This window comes from Niallia sp. RD1 (assembly GCF_024219955.1).
Lineage (GTDB): Bacteria > Bacillota > Bacilli > Bacillales > Cytobacillaceae > Niallia > Niallia alba.
Genome location: NZ_CP100420.1, coordinates 587,343 through 611,292, shown reverse-complemented (window position 1 = coordinate 611,292; position 23,950 = coordinate 587,343). Strand labels below are relative to the sequence as shown.

Genomic DNA, 23,950 nt, shown 5'->3' with positions numbered 1-23,950 from the left:
CTATCTAATAATATGGAGTCTATACATATGAGAAAATTTAGCATGAATTTTATTAGTGAACGATTAGAAAATAGAATATTCAAGGAAACAATAAACACAAATGACATAACTCGTAAAGTATTTAGAAAGACACCAAAAAAAATTGGAAGTTCAATTCACTAACGTCGCATAAATATTGACTGAATTTTCTGTTTTATTATTTTTCCGTTTGAGAAGAAAAATGAAGACACGTGAACAGAGGTAGTAATCATCCATTTTTTCACTATAACCTTTGGCGAGGGCGACAGAGACGGTTAAACCTTTACGGGACAGCTCTTCCTGCTATTTTTCGAATCCAAATGTGTGCGGATTTCCACGGTGCTGCTTTTAACAACCGACTAATTTGTAAGTACGTCCGTGAACTGTTTGTACCCAACTGAGCCAGTACGTTTAAACAGTAGACAATCATCGCGATGTACACTTGATTATGGACAGCTTGTTCGCTTTGTCCGTAGAACTTTTTGATGTTCAAGTGTTGTTTCATCCACTTGAAAAACAGCTCGATTGCCCAGCGTGATTTGTACAGTTCAGCGAGTTCATCCGCATTTAAGTCGAAACGATTCGTGATGAGGTGCAGCTCATTCCCTTTTGAATCCATCACTTTCAGTAGTCGAAACTCATTACCAGCCCGACTTTGTGCTGTGCCCAAAGAAATCATTTCATCTGATAAAACAGTTGAATTTTTTGGAAGGTGAAATTTCTCGATTTGATGTGTAACGGCGTTTTTTCGTAAGCGTGAGACAAAGAAATACCCGTCGTCTGTCATACGGTCAAATTGCTTGTAATCCAAGTAACCACGGTCAAAAACATACATGCACTCTTTGTCGTCAACAAGTACTTCTAGCTGACCTCGATCATGTTCAATCGCATTCGTTAACACCGCTTTATCCGGGTATGAACAGCCCTTTTCTAAGTAAACAAGACGTAAATGGAGCTTAATGCCTGATTTTGTTTTGCGGAATTCAGCCCATTTATGATTGTTCAGGTTCAATGGTAACGTACTTGAGTCGATGATTTTCAGTGGTGTTGTCATTTTCCGTCGCTTTTCAAAATGCGTTTTCTTATGAATTTGCGCGACTAAATCTAGAAACACCTGCTGGAACACCTCTGTCGGCACTTGATTTAGCCGGCGTCCCAGTTGCGAAAAGCTAATTGATTCTAGTTCGGTTGCTTTTTGTAGGTCATCCGAGAATAACGTATCACTAACCGCACGTAGACTTTCGGTTTCGTTGAGTTGTGCGAATACGAGTAATTTCAAGAATGAAGCAATGTACAGCTTCTTTGTATAGTAATTTAATTGATAGGCTTCCACAAGTTCCTCTAGTTTTGTGGAGGAAATCGGTGAAAGCCATTGTTCAAATGATGTTTTTCGTGTAAACTTATCCATGCGTATGTCCTTTATTTTGGATTTGGATGGTTTACTACCACCCAACCATTATAAAGGATTTTTTTGTGCATGAATAATATTGCAGAAAATTCAGATTTATAAAGGGCTTTGAATTATTTTAATGCGACGCTAGTGAGTTCAATTAAATATGATAAAAAATTCAATAAAATAAAAAACAGGAAAAATAAAGACTTAAATATTAATATGGAAGATTTATTAAATCGTAAATCTGTAATATTAAATTTAGATGGAGTTTTCAATTATATACTTGATAAAGTAGTACTCGTTACAGGTGCCGGAGGGTCCATCGGTTCAGAGATATGTAAACAATTATTACCATTTATGCCCCGAAAAATAGTTCTTCTTGGACATGGAGAATATAGTATATACAATATAGAGATGGAATTAAATAGATATAATGAAAGTAATATAACTGAAATTGTAACAGAAATTGCAGATATCCAGGATAAAAGGAAAATATATTCAGTAATGCACGAACATAATCCAGATATAATATATCATGCTGCTGCACATAAACATGTTCCTCTGATGGAAAGAAACCCAGAGGAGGCTTTAAAAAACAATCTAATTGGAACAAAAAATGTTGCTGAAGCTGCTAATTTATTTAACGTGGAAACATTCGTAATGATATCTACGGATAAGGCTGTCAATCCAACAAATGTAATGGGGGCAACTAAAAAATTAGCAGAAATGATTGTGCACTACATGGATCGTACTAGTAATACAAGATTTATTACAGTAAGATTTGGAAATGTATTAGGTAGTCGTGGAAGTGTAATTCCACTTTTTAAAAAACAAATTGAGAATGGTGGTCCCGTAACTGTTACCCATCCTAAAGTAGTTAGGTATTTTATGACAATTCCAGAAGCTTCAAGGTTAGTAATCCAAGCAGGTAGTATTGCTAAAGGTGGAGAAATATTTGTTCTTGATATGGGTGAACCAGTAAAAATAATTGATATTGCAAATAAATTAATTGAACTTTCCGGCTTTTGCGAAGGTGACATAAAAATAGAATTTAGTGGCTTAAGGCCTGGTGAAAAAATGTTTGAAGAGCTTTTGGATGAACAAGAAATTATTCAGAAATCAGTATATCCTGGTATATATATAGGTAAATCTATAGACATCGATATAAATGAAATATATAAATTAATTGAGGAATACACAAAATATAATAAGAATGAGCTGAGAGAATATTTATTAAGGTTAACCAATGAACAAAAAAATACACAAGAAACTGTTTTATTTTTTTCTTAATGGAGAATTGTTGCTATGAATAAAAAAATTTATCTATCTTCACCTCATATGTCAGGGAATGAAATGCAATATATTAATGCAGCTTTTGATTCTAATTGGATTGCTCCTATTGGAGAGAATATAGAATTTTTCGAAAAAGAACTATCAGAATATGTAAATATTAAACATGCTGTAGCACTATCCTCTGGTACTGCAGCTATACATATGGCTCTTAAATTCCTTGGAATAAGTAAAGGGGATTTTGTTTTTTGTTCATCACTAACTTTTGCAGCTAGTGCCAATCCTATAGTTTACCAAAATGCTACTCCAGTATTTATAGATAGTGAACCTAATAGTTGGAATATGAGTCCAATTGCTTTACGAAAAGCTTTTAAAAAATATAAACCAAAAGCTGTAATAGTAGTACATTTATATGGACAGGCAGCTTCTATGGATGAAATTATGCAGATATGTAAAGAATATAATGTTCCAGTTATTGAGGATGCAGCTGAAAGTTTAGGTGGTACATATAAGGGTAACTATACTGGTACAATAGGGGATTTTGGTATTTATTCATTTAATGGAAATAAAATCATAACGACTAGTGGAGGCGGGATGCTAGTTTCAAATAATAGAGTCGCTATTGATAAGGTCCGTTTTTGGTCATCACAATCAAAAGATAATGCTAGATATTATCAACATAGTGAGCTGGGATATAATTATAGAATGAGTAATATTCTTGCAGGGATAGGAAGAGGACAATTAACAGAATTAACAAATAGAATTAATAGCAAAAAGTCTATTTATGATAGCTATTTAAAATCATTTGAAGAAATTGAAGCTATTAAAATGATGCCAATTCAAAACTATGGAACTCCTAATTATTGGTTATCATGTTTTACCTTGGATATCAATTGTGGATTAGACCCAATTGATATAATTATAGCTTTAGAAAAAAATAATATTGAAAGTAGGCCAGTGTGGAAACCTTTACACTTACAACCGTTTTATAAATCATGTGACTTTATAAATCATAATAATTATGGGATTAGTATATCTGAACAAATATTTAATAGAGGTATTTGTCTTCCAAGTGATACTAAAATGAGTGAAATTCAAATAAATAAGGTAGTGAAAATAATTAAAGAATTATTTAGATGAATTTTCTTATATTTCATAAAGATAAGATTAATTTATTCTTTTTCTGTATAAAATTCAATTAAAAAGGTAGGGTGAAATTTGCATAATAGAAATTTAGAAAATGATCAATTTAAAGAGTTGCTGACAAAAATTTATAAAAAGAGCCTCAAAGGTGAAATAAATACAAAAGAAATTTTAGATGAGCTAAAAGATGAACTTAGTAAAATTATAAAATAAATAATATAAATTCTTTTTATAAAGAATTAGTAATTTGTTTTATCTAAATAAACGCTTAATAGAGGTTGCTTAGTATTGGGAAGACGGACTAACTTCTTAGATAAAATATGCTTTTATACAGATAATCGTATTTGTAGCTGTAATTGGTAGAATATTTGTTTGATTTCGCTAATCTATCTCTCAGTAAGATATGTTCTCTATTTGATTGTTATAAAAATACGGTTTAAATTATTGGAATTTGATATATATATTGGAGAATATGCTGTCCTATACTGATAGTTCAAATATTAATAGTAAATAAAATTATATTAGTCAGCAACAAAGATGAAAATAGCAAATAAAATAACTCCTCAATGAGAATTTTCCTAAAAAAATATACTAAACTAAGGTGTGATTGATTTGAAAATATTATTTTTAAGTAGAGTTCCTTTTAAAGTTTTTAAAAATTATTCGGATGTTATTACTGATAAAATATTTGTTGTAACAGATTCTAGGTTTTTTAACGAATATATTCAAAATTTAGAAAATGTATATCATTTCGATTATTATTTAAACAATGATAAAATAGTTAACTTTTCAGTAGATTTAATAAAAAATAAAAATATAGACTTAGTAATAGCTGTAGATGAGTCAGATGTTGAACGAGCAGCCGTGATAAGACGTTTAGCAGGTTTAACAGGTCAAAGTGAGTTTTGTGCCATCCGCTACAGAGATAAATTAATAATGAAAGATACTTTGAGAGATTATGATATTGAGATGCCGATATATCAATCAATCAAAAACAAAAAAGATATAGAAAAATTTGGAAGTGAATATGGATATCCTTTAGTTCTAAAACATAAGAAATCATGGGCAACAAATAATACATTTAAAATAAATTGTGCGAGTGATTTAGATAAGGCATCTGAGAAAATCGAAACATTCGAAGATTATATTGTTGAAGAATGGATAGATGCACGAATGTATACAGTAGAAGGAATACAAAAAGATGGATCTCTAATTTGGTATGCCATCCATGAATATGATAGAAATTGTTTAGAATCAGTAATAAATAATGATGATGGTTTTACAACTTTAACTAGTAAAATAATGGATAACCAAAGAAAGAGGGAACAAATCAAAACTTATACTGAAAAGATTTTGAACCTACTTAATAAGTCAGAAAAATTTATCTCTGCTGTCCACTTAGAATTTTTTATAACAAATGATAATAGACTTATTTTCAATGAAGTAGCTTGTAGGATAGGTGGTGGGAAAACAATTCAATTATTAAAACATGCCTATAATATAAATTTTATTGAACTGTTAATAGAACAACATAAGAACCAATTAGAAAATATAAAAGTAGAATTTCCACCTATTACAAAACCACAAAATTATATCGGTGCCTATAGAAAATATTTTATAGAAAGAAAAGTTGAGTTAGATTCACTAGCGGAAAAGAATAATTGGATATTAGAACTAGAAAAGAACCAAATGAAAAATGTTAATGAACCAATAGTAAATATAAATAATTTTGAAGCAATGATTTTAATAAAAGAAGATAGTTATGAAGCTTTGAATAATAGACTATTAGAGTTAAAAAACTATTAAAAATAACGGGTTATCTTCTTTGATTGTAATATACAGTTTAAATAGTTTTTTATCAAATTATTTTTCTAGTTTGATTGAGTCAAGTTTTTGTGGGAGTTTTTTTAGCTCCCTTTTTTATAAAGTAAAACCTCTAAGTTTGTATCCGCTTTCCAATTGGTTTTGTTCTTCCAACTGTTGATTCTCTCATTTTTTAAAAACCTTTTAATCCCTGTAAGGCAAAGTGAACGGGTTTTCCAATCGCTTGATTTAAGTATGGCATGTTCTGACGCACGGTTTCTGTTACTAATTTTGTGGGTATTTTTCTTTTCGGTCGATGCTCTTTCTTTGATTTTTCCGTGGCTTTTTCCCATTTCCCATATATCGTTTGGATGGATAGGTCATCCTTCAATCCAATCCACAAGCGCGCCATGCTCATGACGCCTTTTTTGCTCCATGCTCTTCCATTTTTTAATCGTTTGGCTAATTGATTCATCATTGCTTCTGCACTTCCCATTGGACGATACGCTGTCGTGTCCACGCCTTTCTCCTGTAACCAACTACGGTAATCTTTTATGGTTTCCTGATGATGCGTTAAAAAGGCAAGGAAATGCTCTAGTTTTTCTTCTTTTTCTGGTGTATCCATTGTTCCTACTGCGCTATTCAACTCTAGAAGTAATGTTTCTACCTGGTAGTTTTTTAACGCTCTTTTCATGTAGCGGTATCGAGGATGGCTCTTCATTAGTTGCTTCATCGAACGAGCGACATGAAAACGGTCCATGGTGAAAAAGGCGCGTTCCCGAAAATACTCCCGACATGCCGTTATCCAGCCTGCTCCATCACCATTAATAATAAGCAAGGTTTGGGTAGGATCATACGCATAATTATTCTGTAAGAACGTTTCAAAGGCTTCCCAAAAGGGTTCTTTTCCTTCATAAAGAAAATGCCTTTTATTTCGGAGCCTGATTCGCTTTCCGTTTTCTTTCCATCCCTCGTGTACAGCGGCGAATTTCAACTCCCATCCACGCTTTTTCTTTTCTTGACTCTTCACATATAATCCATCTACTTCGACAAACAATACCTTTTGAAAAGGGCGTTTTTCCTTAGCGGGAAGTACGCTTGTTTGAAGAAGATGTTGCCGTAATGCTTCGTGGCTCATCGCCGAATAGCCTAAAAATTGTTCGAACGTTTCCACCGCCTTTCGATAGGAGGAGCCATTCGTCGCTAGTTCTAGCCCCCATTCTTCTAGTAGCGGACTAAATCCCTTATTCCCCTGAAACTGTAAATAGTGATCTAATAGACAAATATATTTTTTAGTCACACGATCAAAATAATAATTACGCTTCAGCTCCACAGCTCCAAACGCTGTATCTAATCGTATTTCTCGTTTATCACGTAAAGCAAATCTTCTTTTGTCTCGTTGCTTGGCAATCTCTTGATCCCAATTTTCTAACGTTTGAACAAGGATTTCTTGAAACGTCATTTGTAGTGTTCGAAATAAAGTTTTTTCCAATTCTTTTAATGATGGCATTTTTGTGTTACATTGATTCATGAGAGCCTCTCCTTTTCGTAGTGTTCAGTCAAACTCTACTTTACAAAAGGAAGCTCTCTTTTTTAATACTTAATTTTTTCCAGCTACCGCGCTTTCGCTTGGTGGCCTTTTTGTCTAGTTGGGGGACTCGTCCCCCAACTAGACAAAAAGGATATTTATTCTCCCACAAACATTTTACTCATACTTCTAGTTTAATCTAATTTAAGAAACTCCACTTTTCTATGCTAGTTTTCTTTCATTTTTTTTTAAAAGATAATTAAAGCTAAAAATGATTACGGCCAACGAAATGTACCACCTCTGACATAATTTTTACCACTGAATGACATGGAATGTACCAGTAAATGCCATGCGTTTACCACTTCATACCTTTGTATAATTAATGAGCATACCTTCGGGTGTGACATTTTTTATATGGAGGTATTTTTTTATGATCCATTATCAAAAGATATTGGAGTTACACGATGAAGGAATCCAGTCTTAGAGGCATCGCTGCAAGTACTGGCAACTCTCGTCAAAAAGTAACAGAGATTATCCATCTCGCTAAAAAGAAGGGATTAGTCTGTCCGTTAGATGAAGAAATGACAGATAAATGAATTGAGGAATTTCTCTATCCTGAGAAGACTTTGGAGGGGTCAGGAAGACTACCGTTGGACTTTGATTAAATTCATTGATTATTGCAGATGAAATGAGCCACTTATGCGGAGTTTTGAGCCAGTCATTGCGGAGAAAAGAGCCACCCTTTGCGGAATGGAGAGCCATTATAAATAGAATCACGAAAGCCTCTTGTATAATTATGTTGCATGCAATCAAGCATGACACTAATATACAGGAGGTTTTTATTATGATTAATTGTCGTAAGATTCTGGAACTTCATTTTGAAGGAATCAGTCAGAGGACCATTAGTTCTAGTACTGGACATTCAAGGAATACCGTTTCTGATGTCGTTCAACGTGCCAAGAAACTCGGTGTGGAAAGTTTGAACGATACAATGACCAATCCATGGTTAGAAGCTTTTCTTTTTCCAGAGAAACAAGCTATGGAGAAAGGATACTTTCCAGTTGATTGGGAAAAGGTTCATAAGGAGTTACAAAAAAAGAATGTCACCTTGACTTTATTGCATCATGAGTATGCGACAGAAGCACGTGATGGTGGAAAAATTCCCTATGCCTATCGTACTTTTTGTGAAAACTATGGAAAATATGCGAAGAAGTATAAGTTAACAATGCCTATTCGAAGAAAGCCAGGTGAAGTCATGGAGGTAGATTGGGTTGGATCTACGCTACAAATGATAGATCGTTCAACAGGAGAAATGATTCCAGCATATGTTTTTATTGCGACCTTGCCTTATAGTCAATTCAGCTATGTTGAGGCATTTTTAGATAGGAAGTCAGCTAATTGGCTTACTGCTCACATCCATGCATTGGAGTATTTTGGGGGAGTTCCTGAAACACTGGTTCCCGATAATTTAAAAACAGGTGTTACGAAAGCACATCGAGAAGAGCCTATTCTGAATGAAGCCTATCGTGAATTTGCAGATTATTACCATACTATCATTGTTCCGAGCCGTATTCGCAGTCCAAAAGATAAAGCAAGCGTCGAAGGAACTGTTGGATATATTTCTCGGCAAATTATCGCTCCGTTAAGAAACTATCAATGTTTTCATATCGGAGATTTAAATCAACAAATCTTTGAAAGGCTAGAGGAAATCAACACCGTTGATTTTCAAAAACGACCTGGTTCGCGTAAAAAGGTGTTTGAGGAAGAAGAGAGATCCTACCTTCAACCGCTTCCTCAAACACGGTATAAACTTGCGGAATGGAAAACAGCAAAAGTTCAACTGAACTACCACATCCAAGTTGAACGAATGTATTATTCCGTTCCATATGATTATGTCCGAGAGAATGTCGACGTTCGACTAACTACGGATTTAATTGAAGTTTACTTCAAAGAAGTCCGTATTGCATCCCATAAACGATTAAAAGGTGAAATTGGTCAGTTTTCTACAAACATAGATCATATGCCTGATAATCACCGATTATATTTAGAACATAATCCTGATAATAATCGGAAGTGGGCAGAAACGATTGGACCATCCATGACTAAGTTTGTTTCTTATATCTTAGAAGTAAATGTGGAGAAAAAGGCATTAAATATTCTTAGTGTACTAAGAAATCTATCAACAAAACACACAAAGACAGACATGGAGAAAGCAGTAGAAACATTACTTGAAATATCATCAAATCCAACGGTTTCTGTTTTAAAAAGCGTATTGGAAAGAAATAAGAAAAGAAAACAAAAACAAAATACAGTTATTAGCAACACCTCTGATGATTATGGATTTGTCCGTGGGGCTAAATACTTTGGGAGAGATAATAAATGATGAACCAAGAGACTTTACGTAAATTAATAGAGATGAAAATGGGTGCGATGGCTGAATTATATCAGCAACAAGGACAGAATAAAGATTACAAGGGGATGGATTTTGATGATAGATTCAATCTCTTAGTAGATTATGAATATGATAGAAGAAAATCTAATAGACTAGAAAGATTAATTAAACAAGCGACCTTCAGTGAGCCGACAGCAGCCATTGAAGATATCGAATATCATCCAGATCGCCATTTAGACAAGAAGCAAATACTAGAGTTAGCAACAGGAAATTATATTCAAAACCACCATAACATTATTTTAATGGGAGCCTCTGGGAACGGGAAAACGTGGATATCAAACGCCTTTGGTGTTCATGCATGTCGCCAATATTACAAAGTAAAATATATTCGATTACCAGAATTACTTGATGAATTAGCAGTAGCAAAATATGAAGCAGATGGAAGTTTCCGTAAGTTGATTCAAAAATACAAAAAGATCGATTTACTGATAGTAGATGAGTGGTTATTAACAGAGCTATCAGAAGAAAATGTACTCCATGTGTTGGAAATTATTGAATCAAGGTTAAAGAAAGCATCAACTATTTTCTGTTCTCAGTTTTCTCCAGAAGGATGGCACTCAAAACTAGGACAGGCACAAATAGCAGATGCGATTCTTGACCGAATCGTTCACGACTCCTATAAGATTCTGGTTGATGGCGAAGTTTCGATGAGAGAACGTCATGGATTGAGGGTATCTATATGATTCCCATAGAAGTTGAAAATCGTATAGCAAGATATTTTATGCATATGTATTTACCCGATGAAGTAAGGATGGCAGTGGAAGAAAGACTATTACCTACCTGCATATGGAATGAGGAAGAGAATTTAGATCAAGATGAACTGGTCCGTTGGGCAATTGAGATTATTGATAAGCACTTAGGAGATAAAGGATTCAGATAATACAAGCGGCCATTGGAATGAAACTTGTTCTAATGGCTTTTTAATTACTTTGTATTTTAATAATAGTGGCTCTTTCTCCGCACTTACTGGCTCAGATGTCCGCAAATAGTGGCTCAAAACTCCGCACTGCCGGCTCAATCTATTCGCAATACTCATTCATGATGAGTTAGCTAAGCCTAACGTAACACTTTCTCTTCTACATCATGAATATGAAGCGAAGTGCCGGACAAACAATAAGATTCCTTACTCCTATCGTAGCTTTTTACGACATTACAGTAGATACGCAGATAAATATAAAGCTACTTTACGTATTCGTAGAAAACCAGGCGAAATCATGGAAGTTGATTGGGCGGGATCGACCTCCTTCATCATTGATAGAGATACCGGGGAAAAGGCTAAGGCTTATGTTTTCGTTGCGACATTACCGTGCAGTCAAATATCTTATGCCGAAGCAACCTTATCAATGGATTTACATTCGTGGATTTCCGCACACAACCACGCTTACAAATATTTTGGTGGAAGCACACAAATTATTGTTCCAGACAATCTTAAAGCAAGCGTGACGAAACATACCACACGCGAGTTAGTCTTAAATCCTACTTATAGGGAAATGGCAGACTACTACAATACTGTGGTCATGCCTGCCCGGGTTCGAACACCTAAGGACAAAGCTAGTGTAGAAGGTTCCGTTAATGTTATCTCTACATGGATTATTGCAGGATTAAGAAATACACATTGTTTCAGTATCGATGAATTGAATGAAGAAGTTTGGAAGAAATTAGCCGAATTCAATGAGCGCCCCTTCACGCGCAAAAAAGGGTGTCGTCTGTCGGCGTTTGAGGAAGAGGAGAAATTCGCACTTTCCCCTCTACCATCTAAACCTTACAAAATGTCTGAATGGAAAACAGCGAAAGTACGTCCCGACTATCACATCTCTGTCGATAGTATGTTTTATTCAGTTCCATATGAATATATCAATCGACAAGTCGAAGTGAAACTTTCAGACGACCTCGTTGAGGTATATTTCAATCTTATGCGGGTAGCTTCCCATAAACGATTATATGGGAAATTCGGTCAATTATCTACTATTCGTGATCATATGCCAGAAAATCACAAGTTATATGTGGATCAAACTCCAGAAGCTGCATTTGAATGGGCTGAAAGTATCGGAGCTTCCACATTGAATGTTGTTAAATATATTCTAGATACATCTCAAACAGAAAAACTCGCGTTACAGTCTATATTTACTTTGAAAAAATTTGAGCGCCGTTATACAAAATATGAAATTGAACGTGCATGTAAAATGATTATTTCTATGACAAAAAGGCCAACTGTTAAAAGTATTCAAACTATATTAAAGAGCAATAAAAAGAGTGATGCCGAGCAAGAAATGAGACGAAAAACAGAGACTAGCGAAAATAACTTTGGCTTCACAAGAGGATCTAATTACTACGGAGGAACGGACAAATGATGAATGACCAAACGTTAAAAAATTGCACGAAATGAAATTAAGTGGAATGGCAGAAGCCTATAAAGAGCAGGCATTGAACAAGGAATTTCAAAAGATGAATTTCGACGATCGCTTTTCTTTGCTTGTTGATTTAGAGTTTTCTCGTCGTAAGAGCAATGCGCTTCAACGTTTAATAAAATCAGCCACTTTTATAAATTCGAATGCTTGTATTGAAGATATAGAATATTACGAGGATAGAAGATTAGAAAAAGATTTGATTTTAAAACTTGCCAGTGGTACCTATATCCTAGAAAGCCACAATATCATATTGAAGGGTCCTACTGGTTCAGGTAAATCTTATTTAGCTAGTGCATTCGGAGTATCTGCTTGTCGTCAATTCTATAAAGTTAAATACATCCGTTTGCCAGAATTACTAGATGAACTGTCACTAGCAAAATTAGCTGCGGACGGAAGTTATCGTAAATTAATCAAAAAATACACGAAGGTCGATTTACTTATTTTGGATGAATGGTTACTGACAGATTTATCAACGGATGAAGCAGCAATCTTACTAGAAATCGCAGAAGCTCGCCATAAAGTAGCTTCAACAATCTTCTGTTCGCAAATTGATCCTAGAGGATGGCACACGAAATTAGGGAATGAAACGATAGCAGAAGCTATTTTAGACCGTATTATCCATGATTCTTATCAAATCTTAATAGATGGCGAAATATCCATGCGTGAGCGCCATGGACTAGGTGGAGCACTCTAATATGGCAGTAATGACTAAAAAAGAACTACGGAAGTTAGAGGAATACTTCTACTATGTCGGATACAAAAACTGGTACCCATTTCCCCAGGATCTAAAAAAGCAGTTAATGGATATCTATGGAAAGAAACCTTTTCCACAGGAATGGAATGAACAGGACATATTTGAGGGGTCAAAAAAATTGATTAGAGAGTATTTTAAAAATAATTCTAATTAGCAACAGTCAGTAAAAGAAAAGCCCTACAGTTTATTAAGCTAGTTAATCTGTAGGGTTTTACTATGCTTGGTAAACGAATTGGCATTGTGTGGTACATTTATTGGCGAAGACTGGTAAAAAACATGGCAAGGGTGGTAAAATCACCTGGCCGTAATCAAAAAGGTTAAAAAATCTGATGAGTATTAGTGAATATAGTACTCTAGCTTTAAGAAATTACTATCTTCTTATAACAAACCACCCATAAAAGGTTTATAAAAATTAGCCCCCCAGCAATTACCCCTATACTTAGTTTATAAAAATCTTCTAAAAGGTAGCCAAAGAACAAGCTCCCTAGTGGGAGTAGGACATTTGATAAAATATATGAAACAGAAAAAACTTTACCTATGTATTCTTTATTTACATCTGTTTGTAGGAAACTTTGAAGAGCAACATTGTATCTTACATAGAAAAAATTTAAGATGAAGCAGATAAAAATAAGTAGGAATTTACTATTAAATAATATTAGGCTACTAAGTAAAATACCTGAGAAAAAAATTCCTATCCTTTCCTTTATTATCATTTTATCCACAATAATATATTTTGTGGATAACGCCCCACATAGTGCTCCTATTGACTCTAAAGAGAGAAAGACACCATAGTAAAAACTATTACCAACTTTATCTAACGCAAAAACCGGTAGTAAAAGATTAAAACCAGCTAAGAAAAAATTAGAAATTCCACCTGTTAAAATTAGCATAGATAATACTTTTCGATTTAATAAATATTTTAATGTATCCCAATAACCAATTAATTTTGATTTTGAGTTAAGTTCGTTTAATTGTATACCTTTTACAAATAAAAAAGATATAAAAAATGAAATAGCATTAATAATTAATGCACCATTAAGAGTTAATATATCGAATTGGTATAGAAAAGTTGATATTAGCGGCAATGCAATTTTTAGTATTTCACTATACATAGCTAAAATACTATTAAAAGATATTATTAACTCTTTTTGTACTACATTTGAAACCAGTGATTTAATTAATGGCGCTGTTAACGCTATATTAATGTTAAGTAAGAAAACCACTAAGTAAATAATATCCTTGCTAAAAGAAGAAATAAGGAAAACACTTATAATACAAAATATTGCAGAGGATAAATCAGCCCAAAGGAGAATTTTTTTTAAATAATTACTATCTGCCAAATATCCTCCTAAAAGGCTAAATAATAATGCGGAAATTCCTGAAATTGATAAGATTACACCTAAAGTATGTGAACTATTAAATATATCCAATATCCATAAGTTTACAATTGTGTTGAATACAGATGTACCAAATAAAGAACTAACTTTTGATATTAATATTTTATTTTTCATAAGAGCGAATATCCTTCCTTGTTGTCTAAATTCACTAAATATTATAACATGGTATATGTTAGAAAAAATATATTTTTTTAGGAGAGGAATTATGAATATATTAATTTTTGCATCACAAAGTATTAAATACCTACCGCTTGATCAATGGATTTTCAATGATCCCATACACGAGAAAAATACCTATGTTTTATTTGTTAAGAAAGAACATGAAGAAGGATATCAAGACATAAATCAGTTACCTAATGTTAATATATATAGTTTTGATAACTGGGAGAAGAATAATAATATAGAGAAAAAAGCAATAGATCTCCATTTCAAAAATAATTTTGATAAATTATTATCTGTAAGGGAAGGAGATGTAGAAAGAGCTTCATACATACGTGATTATCTAAACATATCAGGCCAGAGACCATATAGTGCAAAAATCTTTCGCGATAAGTATATTATGAAGAGTTTTGTTGCGAACAATGGATTTAAAACTCCTAACTTTCAAAAAGTTCATTCATATATAGATGCTTTAAATTTTTTAGATAATTATAAGTATCCAGCCGTAATTAAACCAATCGATGGAGCTGGTTCAGTAAATACTTTAGTATTAAAATCTAAAGAAGATCTTGATAGATTTGCCGCATCGAATTCTTTTGCTAATATGATTATAGAATCTTTTGCTAAAGGAGAAGTTTATCATTTAGATGGTATTATCCTTGATAATAAACTGGAATTTATTACAGTCTCAAAGTATATTAATAATTGCCTAGCTTATCAAGAAGGAAAATCTACAGCGAGTATATTTATAAATCAAGATTCACCACTATCAATAATTTTGAAAAATTACGGTAAAGCATTATTGAATATTTTACCATGTCCTCAAAATATGACATTCCATTTAGAAATATTTGTTGACAATCATGAGATTACTTTTTGTGAAATTGCTTGTAGAACAGGTGGAGGAAGAATCGCTGAATGTATAGAAGCTGAACTCGGTATTCATATCACTAAAGAATTTATTAAAAGAGAATGTGGTTTTAGTAACGTAATTGATGTTCAAAAAAACAAATGGGATAAATATAGAGGGTGGATATTGAGTTCGCCTTTAAAAGGTACATTAGTTTCCATGCCCGAAGAAATTCCAAATGAGTGGGTGTTTGACTACTGGAAATTTGCTACAATTGGAACTAAATTTGATGGTGCAAATTCCTCTGTCTTCTCAACCGCTGCATTATGTTGTGAGGCTGATACAGAGAGTCTTTTAACTGAAAGATTAATTGAAATAGATAAATGGTTTAAATCTAATTGCACATATCAAGAAGTGAAATCCTAAAAAATGTCAAATATACTTATAATAGACTTTAGTATGTGAGAAATGCTTCAAAAGGCATTTCTCGCCTATAGGTTAGAGCTATAAAATATAATTGGTGACCGATTAGTAACCGTGACGGTTTTAAAAATATTAATGAAACTATGATAGTAATAAGCTCTTTAAGGTGTATTTATCTATATTATTCACCTTAATAAATGGGATTATAAGGTTCAATGTTTCAGATTCCATATGTAACAGAAATTGATTTAGGCAATAATAAATTTCTCAATACTTTTTGTTAATAATTCACTTGAATCTGAAGTGGTAACATGATACTATAATTTTAAAGATTGAATCGTCGTCAATCTTTCTCTTTTAAATGTAAATGTCTTCTAGGATTCTAGAAGACTTTCATACCGAAAATACGCAAATTAATATAATGACTAACGGGAAGCACCCGAATGTAAGACAATTCTTTGTAATTGCCTTGTGTTCGGGTGTTTTTTTGTTTTAAAGGAGTTTTAGTATGACAAAGAAGGTTCTTATAGCGGTAGGTGATAAAACCTATACCAAGATTTTAATTGAGACCTTTTCAAAGTATCCTGAAGATTTCACTTTAAGTAAACAAGAAATTTTACATCGAAAATATCTCTATGAAATTGTTAAAGAAGAAACTCCTTCAATACTAATTGTGCATGATACTTATTTAGAATCCATGCAAGAAAATCAAAAAGATAAAGATATTGAGCTGTTAAGTATTATAAAACAACTCCGACTTGATTTCGACGACGCATTAAGAATTGTTTTCCTATGCGAACGATCAAGCAATGATCCGCTTCTTTCTCGACTAGTTAGTATGGGAGTACTTGATATATTCAATACCCAAAGAATAGATATTGAACAATTTATAAACCAGTTAAAAGGGAAAGTCTCATTCGCAGAAGTAGCACGTTTTATCAATAACTCTCTTAGTATCGATGGTGAAGTGATTCCCTCTCTACTGGAAGAAGATTCGGAAGAGGAATCTGTTAACGAAGATGAGAACGGTAAAACACACAAAGAAAAAAACACTAAAGAAAAAACTATCGTACAAAGAATCGTTCAAAAAAATGTCATAAAAAGGGAATACTCAATTCACGTACATAATGCACCCAGTGAAAAAGTAGTAGGTGTTCCAGTTAGGAAGAAAACTATCCTTGTAGGTAGCTTTTACCAACGCAATGGTACAACATTTATTTCACATCTATTAGCTCGTAGCATAGCAAATTACCAAGTTAGCACATTATATGTGGAAGATCCCTTGCTAAATCCCTATACATATGACCGTTTTTATGGCCATGAATTTGCTCCAAATTACGTAAATAAGTGGAGTGCACAACAAGAGAATACTTCAGATATTCAAACAGAGTGGTTTCGTGAAGGTGTTGAACTTATATGTCATAATCCCACTTTAAGTGAGGAACCAGTAGGAATTAGCTTTGAGGATTATATAAAGTTACTCTACACTAATTCATCACTTGTAACGATTATTGATGTTGGTAGCAACTTAGACAATGAGGTAGTCACTGATTTATTAGAGATAGCAGATCATCTATTCATTGTTCTTGACTCAGATGTCACCCAACTTCAAGGGCTTGGTGAAAATCCACTATTCTCTAGCCTTATCGAATCTGAGAAAACACATATCATTGGTAATCGTTTCAATGAAAAAATAAAGAAAAATCCCTTAATTCAAGATTTATTTAAAGATAAATTAATCTCTATAATTCCCTCTTTTGAAGATGAAGATGTATATGAAGCACAGTATCAAGGGATATTCCTTAACGACTATAAGGATTATAAAAGCAAAGTAAATGAACTTTTGGTACCTATATTAGAACTTTTACTTCCTAATAAACTCTTGAAAACTAAAGCAAGCGGGATATTAAACAAACTCTTCAATAGAAAAATTAAGATAGAAAAAACGAATCCAGGAGGTAATCAAAACGAATGAATTTCTTTAAAAGACCTTCCATCAAAATAATCAGCGGTCTATTGGTAGGTGTATCAGCTATCGGTTTAACCTTATTCTATGATCAATTTTTACGAGTACGAATTGATTCAACAGAGGTTGTAGTGATTAAGCCCTCTTCTGAAATATTAAAAAATGAACCTATTACAGAAGATAAGATACTGATAGAACGTAGACCTAAACAAACTTTAATGAATGACGTCATCCTACCTGCAGAAGTGGATGAAATTATTGGATTAGATGCTAATCAAATTATCCAAGGGAATTCACTTCTTAGTAAAACAATGATAGATTACGACGAACTTTTACCAAATGAAGAGGAAGGCGAAGCTATTCGCCCTATAACGAAAGAAATGATTTATGCAATGCCTGGTTCTTTAAGAAGAAAAGATACCGTTAATATTTATTTGATTTATAACGATGGAACTACAAATTTAAATAAAAATGGTCCATCTACTACTAGCTCTGAGGATACAAAAGAACAGATCGAAAAAATATCTAATTCAATGGAAAGTGAACCGTTCTTAAAATCAATAAAGGTTGTTTATGTAAAAGATTCGAGTAATAAAGAGGTAATCTCATCATCAGAAAACAACAAAGAGGATAAACGACTTAATGCTACTTCAAGCATAAGTGATTTGGAGATTATTTTAAATGAAGAGGACTTTAAAAAGTTAATGAACGAAGTGCTCGGTAAAGGAGCAAAATTATATATAACTTATCAATAGGGAGAAGGACATGTAATGGAAATATTAATTTTTAGTCAAAACTCTATCTACAAAGAACTAATTGACAAAATGGACAACCTCCATGCTCATATGGGCAATATTGATTATTCAAATAAGGAAAAAATGGATGCTGTTTTATTAGATGGAGATTCATTTGACATCAATAACATAGGAGTAGTTAGAGAGAAATATCCCTCTATTCCCATGTATTTTAAGCCTAGTCAAATCAAGAGCGAACAATTTACTAAGACAATTACAAGACTATGTGCAGCATATAAAGTAACCCTTATTCATGAATATTCTACAGAACTTCAAGTAGTTGAATACTGTATCAATAACCTAACGAATAAAGATGATTATTTATCAAAGAGAATCATTGGCATATTTGGCACACATAATGGTGCTGGTGTTTCCTCTACTACTTTAAATTTAGGAAGAGCATTATCACTCAAAGTAAAAGAAAAGGTTTTAGTTTTGAGTTTAAATAGTTGGGATCCAGCCGATTATTTTTACTTGTATCAGGGTCAATATTTAAATGATTTGAAAGTAGATCTCAATGTCAAAAATTTAACGATAAACAGGTTATCCGAAGCTATTTATTATCATGATTCCTTTTATCATTTGGCCGGCAACCGCGATATTAAAATGCAAAGATTTTATAAACCTTATGAAATTGAACATTTGATTCAAACAGCTCAACAGTTATTTGATGTAATTTTAATCGATTCGGGCACTCACTTTGATTCTGCACTTGCAGCACAAGCTTACTTAAGTAGTAATATGAAATTTCTTGTTACTAATCAAGAAGAGAAAGGCTATAGAGGATATTATCCTTATCTATACCAACAAATAATTGAACCTTCTGGTGGGAAAAATGATGATTTTATGCTTGTTATCAATAAATTCCAACCTGCGAATGCATTAATAAGCGAAAAAAAACTTGAGGAAGAACTAAATATGAATCGAGTTGTCACAATACCAGATATGAAGGAGCTAGGATCCATTGCTACTTTTGAGAAAAAATTACTATACGATTTTTCAGATAGTAGCTATAACAAGCCAATAGATGTTTTAGCCAATGTCATAATTGCTGAAGCTAAATTAACAGAAAAAGAAGATATGAAGACGCACAAAGATAAAAAAGGATTTTTATCTATATTTAACCGGTAAAATGGAGGCGAAAAAATGACTTCAAATGCAGCTAAAAATGATACAGAACAATCATTAGGATTAGAAAGTGAGTTTGAGCCTTCCCAATGGTTATCTAAAACTATTGAGGAAAAAGGGTTAAAAAAAGATTTTGTAACTACCTATGAAAGAAAAAAGACATTTCGTTTAATTTGTAACCAAGTTAAAGAAGAGCTACAAAGTATCATAATAGCTGAATCTGTAGAAAATGATCAATCTTCCTCTTTAATAAACGAAGATTCAAATAGTGATGATGTTTGGTTAAACAGACAGCACCAAGCAGTTATTGGTGACAAACAAGCTATATCTTACTTTATAACAAAAATAAACGAAGTCTTACAAAAAGAGAATATTACGTCCGATGAATATCCCTCTTTTTATGATTCTTTACCAGAAGCTATTTTCCATGAAGTATGGGGCGTAAGTATTCTACATAAATGGGATAAGGAACCTAATAGTGAATCAGCTGTTATCAGAGGGACAGAATTATGGATCGATAAAAATGGTTATTTTCAAAAACAACCAGAAGAATTTGAAAGTACAGCAGTCGTAAATCGTATAAAAAAAGCTTTTCAAATAAGAACAAAAGAAGCACTGATTAATGAGCAGCAACCAGAACTGGAAATAGAACGAGAAGATGGTTCGCGAATCACCATGATGATGAATCCTAGAACTAAACTAGACATTATAGTATTTAGACGATTCGTAATTAAAAATAACAGTTTAGAAGAACAAGCAAGATTAGGAACAATCCCACAAGATGATGTTCCTTTTTATCGAGCCTTATCAAGAAGCATGGCTAACACCATTTTTGCTGGAAGAGTTCGATCTGCAAAAACAACTTTTATGAAGTCTATGATACGCGAAAGACCACCTGAATACACAATTGCAGTATTAGAAAAACATTTTGAATTAAATCTAACCGAGGATTTAAAAGATCGTTTAATTTATGAAGTTCAGGCCACAGAAGGAGACCTACATCATGCCGTACCAAGACTTCTTCGTATGGAACATGACTATATTACTGTTGGGGAAATTCGTTCTCTAGAAACTGAGGGGTACTTACAAGCTTGTGAAAGAGGAGAACGCGGTGCATTTTCTACTTACCATTTAACAGCCGTTAAAAATATCGTTGCTCAGATTACCCGACATTTATTAGATGAATTTCCCAATCGGAAATTTGATAACGAACAAGAGAGGGTAGCGAGAAATATTGACTTGGTCATTTCCCTGAGCGCGGAAAGAGATAGAAGAAAGAAAAGGGTTATCGGTGTAACAGAAATTATATGGGATGAAATCGAAAAAAAACCAAAAGAACAAGATCTCGTTCGCTACCACCCAATAAGCAGACAATACTATTATTCTTCTAACATAAGTAAGGAACTTTTATATCTAATGGCTGAAGAAAGTGTAGAGGATACTAAAATTCTATTAAATCATCTAAAGAAGAAAGAAAAACTTTTTCCAATGAGCGAATACGAGAGACAAAAGGATAATATTCTTAATGATTTATTAGATGGTGCTTTAAATGAATAATTTTCAATGGCTTTGGCAATCTGGTATCAATTACGTTCTCTATTCCATCGTAATCGTTTCTGGGCTTTATATTTCCTATCAGATTATGATGGATTCAGTCAAAATAAAGTATCAAGAAGTTAATTATAAGTATCGAATAAGAAGAATCAAAAGTGGTAATGCTTCACCTGAATCGCATACTTATAAGCACCCTTTTTTTAAACACATAAGCTTATTAATAAGAACTACAAGTAATCATCGTAGTGACAATGATACTGGAGTATTTCTCCTATTCACCGCATTACTTGGTTTGACTAGTTTCGCTTTTATCTATTATTTAATAAAAGATTTTGTTATCGCCCTACTATTCGGGTTACTTCTGATGACCGTACCATATTTAATGTTAAGGATAAAATTAAACAAATTGAGATATGTCATGAGTACAGAATTTCTAAGTATGGTTCAGAAACTAACCCAAGCCTATAGTGTTAATAAATATGATATTTATTACGCTTTAAGTGCCATGCAAAACGAAATACAGAATAAAAGTTTAAGAAAAGTAACAGTTCGCTTAATTACTGATCTTCAGTTATCTCGAAATGAACAAGAATTGAGAGATAGCATTCAAGTTTTCACTTATACAACTGGAACCAATTGGTCAAAAAGATTAGGAAGTATTATTTTAAAAGGCTATAAGTATAAAGAAAACGTATTACATTCCCTCTTAGTTCTAACAAAACAAATAGAGGATACAGAAGAAATGTTAGAAGAAGAACAATCTCTAACTGTTGAATCTATTTATGATGGATTCCTAACGGTTCCATTGTTTATTGGCTCACTATTATTAGGTTATTTTACAAGTGGAGCACAGGATTGGTTTAAGCTTCAATTTGGAGAAAAATGGACATTATTTACCTTTTGCCTTTCCGTAGTAGGGACTGTTTTTTCACTTATAATTTCAATTTATTTAAAACATCCTAAAAACGACCTATAACAAGGAAAGGAGTAAAATTTTTATGGAATCAGAAGTTCTATTATTTAAATACATAGATGTATTTAAATACTTAGTTGTGATTGTTCTGTCTTTTACTTCAGGATATTTAGTGTATTTGGGAATGAACTCAACATCTGAACGAATGCAACACCGTTTACGGTTCAAAAGCAATTTACAAAAAAATAAGAACTCTATTTTAGGACTTGCTAAAAATTCTAAAGCCGAGGAATGGTTTAAACAAGCAAAGTATCCATTAGGACTAAATGGTATTAAATACTATTTAATTCTATATTCAGTAACAGCATTTTTAGTTCTTTATTACATAGTTTTTCCGGTTTTATTAGGGAATATGGATTATCTTGCACCAAAGGCTGCTGTTATATTACTTCTATTTGTTTTCGCTCTTCCTAGTAATCCTATTTCGTTATTTGTTTATATCATGAAAAGAACCATTGACTATCAAACATCGAAATTACATTCAGAGATTTTTATGCTCTATGATTTAATCATTAACGAAATAGAAATGATGACTGTCCATCGTCTTAATACTTATAGTATTTTGCAAAATATAAAGCCATTTTTCTATTTGCTACAAAAACCGTTAACGGAATTACTAAGTTCATGGACTAGTGATGGACCAAGTAAAGCATTAGAACAATTTTCTAAACACTTAGATTCTAAACCCAGCGAGGCGCTAATCGGAGTTTTACAAAATCTAGACAGTATGAAAAGAGAGACCGCACTTGAACAGTTAAATGGAATGCATGGAACATTTGCAAAAAAACAAGTTGAAAATTACAGAAGAAAAAGAAAAATAACAACAGATCTATTAAAAATTCCTATCAAAGCTACACATTTTATTCATATATTAAACTTTGTACTTGTAGTAGTAATGATGGTAATAGCTATATTAGATAAATCACAAATGTAAAGGTGGAATCTATTATTCTTTTAAGGAGGTGACCAACAATAAATACGTCGCTAAGTACTTTCATGAAAGTCGCCATTACAGCCATTGTGATAAGTACATTTATTTTTGTAGCTTTGTATCAGGAATTATCTGGTTTCTCTGATTCTATGGCTCTATATACTGCAAAAAGCGGTGGATAACGAGGGGATATTATTATGAATAAATCACTATTAACATTTATGATGATGGCAGCAATTGTATCCATTATGACTTATTTAATTTTAGGAACCTCATTTAATGCTTATAAAGCAAAAAACAATCAGTATCAAGATATGCTACAAAATGAACATCAAATAAAAATCAAATTGTAAAAGGGGAATTTTAAAAATGAACACAACTTTAGCTCAATTCTTGAAAATCGGACTTACAGTAGTAACAATTAGCGCATTCTTATTCTTCATCGGATACAATCTAGTAGGTTCAAATACTACTACTTATTCCGCAAAAATTAACGGAGCACAAAGCAACCTTCCTACTGGTGCTGGTGTATCTAGTAATAATTAAAAGATCAACATTTACAGTCAAAGGAGTTTACCGCTCCTTTGATTTTTTCAAAGGGGTGTTCTAAATGGCAAGAACGTTAGCCGAATGGATGGTATTGTTTATCACAGTAAACCTTATATTCACACCAATATTAGCATCAATTGATAGTATGCATCGTGAAGCAATTGAAGTTACTTTAACTGAAGGAGCAAAAAAAGCATCTATTGAAGGCAGATTAACACCAGAAATTATTAAGGAAATGAAAAAAACTCTAGTAGAGGGTTATAACTTTGACGAATCTAAAATTATCATCACAGGAACATCTAAATTAACCCCTCGAAACGAATATATAGAAGCTACTATTGAAGTGCCACGAACTTTTATATTTATTCTTAATATATTCAACCAAGGTCCTAGAACTATTTCAAAAAGCACCAAAATCTTAAGCGAATATTAGGAGT

Annotated in this window: 23 protein-coding genes and 1 pseudogene; 21 read left to right on the top strand and 3 right to left on the bottom strand. The window is 32.8% G+C overall.

Features of this window, described 5'->3' with window-relative positions; genetic code table 11:
- Window positions 1–301 precede the first annotated feature (301 nt).
- A complete protein-coding gene (locus tag NKG37_RS02920; RefSeq protein ID WP_036180785.1) occupies window positions 302–1,426 on the bottom strand; it encodes an IS4 family transposase in 1,125 nt (374 codons plus the stop codon).
- Between the two features lie 180 nt (window positions 1,427–1,606).
- Between NKG37_RS02920 and NKG37_RS02915 the strand changes: the two are divergent.
- The 4 genes and pseudogenes from NKG37_RS02915 to NKG37_RS02900 all read left to right on the top strand — a co-directional run.
- Window positions 1,607–2,701: pseudogene (locus NKG37_RS02915) on the top strand (UDP-N-acetylglucosamine 4,6-dehydratase family protein); the annotation flags it as partial.
- Between the two features lie 15 nt (window positions 2,702–2,716).
- The gene (locus NKG37_RS02910) at window positions 2,717–3,841 is read left to right on the top strand and encodes a DegT/DnrJ/EryC1/StrS family aminotransferase (protein WP_169189229.1); all 1,125 of its coding nucleotides are present in this window, start codon (window positions 2,717–2,719) and stop codon (window positions 3,839–3,841) included.
- Between the two features lie 78 nt (window positions 3,842–3,919).
- Window positions 3,920–4,057: a hypothetical protein gene (locus NKG37_RS02905; protein WP_169189228.1), complete on the top strand. Its 138-nt coding sequence runs from the start codon at window positions 3,920–3,922 to the stop codon at window positions 4,055–4,057.
- Between the two features lie 399 nt (window positions 4,058–4,456).
- Window positions 4,457–5,650, top strand: a complete 1,194-nt coding sequence (locus NKG37_RS02900; RefSeq protein WP_169189227.1) for an ATP-grasp domain-containing protein — start codon at window positions 4,457–4,459, stop codon at window positions 5,648–5,650.
- 190 nt (window positions 5,651–5,840) lie between these two features.
- On the opposite strand, the gene NKG37_RS02895 is transcribed toward NKG37_RS02900, so the two are convergent.
- The gene (locus tag NKG37_RS02895; RefSeq protein ID WP_254414822.1) at window positions 5,841–7,157 is read right to left on the bottom strand and encodes an ISLre2 family transposase; all 1,317 of its coding nucleotides are present in this window, start codon (window positions 7,155–7,157) and stop codon (window positions 5,841–5,843) included.
- Between the two features lie 482 nt (window positions 7,158–7,639).
- Between NKG37_RS02895 and NKG37_RS26000 the strand changes: the two genes are divergently transcribed.
- The 7 genes from NKG37_RS26000 (at window position 7,640) to NKG37_RS02865 (ending at window position 12,943) form a co-directional block, all read left to right on the top strand.
- A complete protein-coding gene (locus tag NKG37_RS26000) occupies window positions 7,640–7,771 on the top strand; it encodes a hypothetical protein (RefSeq protein WP_268927057.1) in 132 nt (43 codons plus the stop codon).
- A 248-nt stretch (window positions 7,772–8,019) separates the two neighbouring features.
- A complete protein-coding gene (istA, locus tag NKG37_RS02890; protein ID WP_169189226.1) occupies window positions 8,020–9,558 on the top strand; it encodes an IS21 family transposase in 1,539 nt (512 codons plus the stop codon).
- Window positions 9,555–10,310 carry an IS21-like element helper ATPase IstB gene (gene istB / locus NKG37_RS02885; RefSeq protein ID WP_169189225.1) on the top strand — a complete coding sequence of 252 codons (756 nt, stop codon included), beginning with the start codon at window positions 9,555–9,557 and terminating at the stop codon, window positions 10,308–10,310. The genes istA (NKG37_RS02890) and istB (NKG37_RS02885) overlap by 4 nt, the downstream gene beginning before the upstream one ends.
- Window positions 10,307–10,507 (top strand): hypothetical protein, encoded by a 201-nt coding sequence (locus tag NKG37_RS02880; RefSeq protein ID WP_016205258.1) that lies wholly within the window; start codon window positions 10,307–10,309, stop codon window positions 10,505–10,507. The genes istB (NKG37_RS02885) and NKG37_RS02880 overlap by 4 nt, the downstream gene beginning before the upstream one ends.
- A 148-nt stretch (window positions 10,508–10,655) precedes the next feature.
- On the top strand, window positions 10,656–11,978 hold the full coding sequence (istA, locus tag NKG37_RS02875; RefSeq protein ID WP_169189730.1) for an IS21 family transposase: 1,323 nt from the start codon (window positions 10,656–10,658) through the stop codon (window positions 11,976–11,978).
- A gap of 31 nt (window positions 11,979–12,009) precedes the next feature.
- A complete protein-coding gene (istB, locus tag NKG37_RS02870) occupies window positions 12,010–12,729 on the top strand; it encodes an IS21-like element helper ATPase IstB (protein WP_254415767.1) in 720 nt (239 codons plus the stop codon).
- A 1-nt stretch (window position 12,730) separates the two neighbouring features.
- The gene (locus NKG37_RS02865; protein ID WP_169189223.1) at window positions 12,731–12,943 is read left to right on the top strand and encodes a hypothetical protein; all 213 of its coding nucleotides are present in this window, start codon (window positions 12,731–12,733) and stop codon (window positions 12,941–12,943) included.
- A gap of 205 nt (window positions 12,944–13,148) precedes the next feature.
- Here the strand turns inward: NKG37_RS02865 and NKG37_RS02860 are convergent, their stop codons facing one another.
- Window positions 13,149–14,300 (bottom strand): MFS transporter, encoded by a 1,152-nt coding sequence (locus NKG37_RS02860; RefSeq protein ID WP_169189222.1) that lies wholly within the window; start codon window positions 14,298–14,300, stop codon window positions 13,149–13,151.
- Between the two features lie 91 nt (window positions 14,301–14,391).
- Here NKG37_RS02860 and NKG37_RS02855 point away from each other — a divergent pair, with 91 nt between their 5' ends.
- The 10 genes from NKG37_RS02855 to NKG37_RS02810 all read left to right on the top strand — a co-directional run bounded on the left by NKG37_RS02855 (window position 14,392) and on the right by NKG37_RS02810 (window position 23,946).
- The gene (locus NKG37_RS02855; RefSeq protein WP_169189221.1) at window positions 14,392–15,621 is read left to right on the top strand and encodes an ATP-grasp domain-containing protein; all 1,230 of its coding nucleotides are present in this window, start codon (window positions 14,392–14,394) and stop codon (window positions 15,619–15,621) included.
- A 505-nt stretch (window positions 15,622–16,126) separates the two neighbouring features.
- Window positions 16,127–17,593, top strand: coding sequence for a P-loop NTPase family protein (locus NKG37_RS02850; protein WP_254415766.1), 1,467 nt, complete (start codon window positions 16,127–16,129; stop codon window positions 17,591–17,593).
- Complete coding sequence (locus tag NKG37_RS02845; protein ID WP_016205137.1) at window positions 17,590–18,339, top strand: hypothetical protein; 750 nt, start codon at window positions 17,590–17,592, stop codon at window positions 18,337–18,339. Before NKG37_RS02850 ends, NKG37_RS02845 begins: the two co-directional genes overlap by 4 nt.
- A 15-nt stretch (window positions 18,340–18,354) precedes the next feature.
- Window positions 18,355–19,509, top strand: coding sequence for a P-loop NTPase family protein (locus tag NKG37_RS02840; protein WP_016205136.1), 1,155 nt, complete (start codon window positions 18,355–18,357; stop codon window positions 19,507–19,509).
- Window positions 19,510–19,524: 15 nt separating this feature from the next.
- Window positions 19,525–21,063 carry an ATPase, T2SS/T4P/T4SS family gene (locus NKG37_RS02835; RefSeq protein ID WP_016205135.1) on the top strand — a complete coding sequence of 513 codons (1,539 nt, stop codon included), beginning with the start codon at window positions 19,525–19,527 and terminating at the stop codon, window positions 21,061–21,063.
- Window positions 21,056–22,036 (top strand): hypothetical protein, encoded by a 981-nt coding sequence (locus NKG37_RS02830; protein WP_016205134.1) that lies wholly within the window; start codon window positions 21,056–21,058, stop codon window positions 22,034–22,036. The genes NKG37_RS02835 and NKG37_RS02830 overlap by 8 nt, the downstream gene beginning before the upstream one ends.
- 22 nt (window positions 22,037–22,058) lie before the next feature.
- Window positions 22,059–22,967 (top strand): hypothetical protein, encoded by a 909-nt coding sequence (locus tag NKG37_RS02825; protein ID WP_016205133.1) that lies wholly within the window; start codon window positions 22,059–22,061, stop codon window positions 22,965–22,967.
- A gap of 194 nt (window positions 22,968–23,161) precedes the next feature.
- Window positions 23,162–23,317 carry a hypothetical protein gene (locus NKG37_RS02820; protein ID WP_193224519.1) on the top strand — a complete coding sequence of 52 codons (156 nt, stop codon included), beginning with the start codon at window positions 23,162–23,164 and terminating at the stop codon, window positions 23,315–23,317.
- A gap of 16 nt (window positions 23,318–23,333) precedes the next feature.
- Entirely contained in the window at window positions 23,334–23,510 is a 177-nt protein-coding gene (locus NKG37_RS02815) for a hypothetical protein (RefSeq protein WP_162837589.1), read from the top strand.
- Between the two features lie 64 nt (window positions 23,511–23,574).
- Window positions 23,575–23,946: a hypothetical protein gene (locus tag NKG37_RS02810; protein WP_016205132.1), complete on the top strand. Its 372-nt coding sequence runs from the start codon at window positions 23,575–23,577 to the stop codon at window positions 23,944–23,946.
- Window positions 23,947–23,950 lie beyond the last annotated feature (4 nt).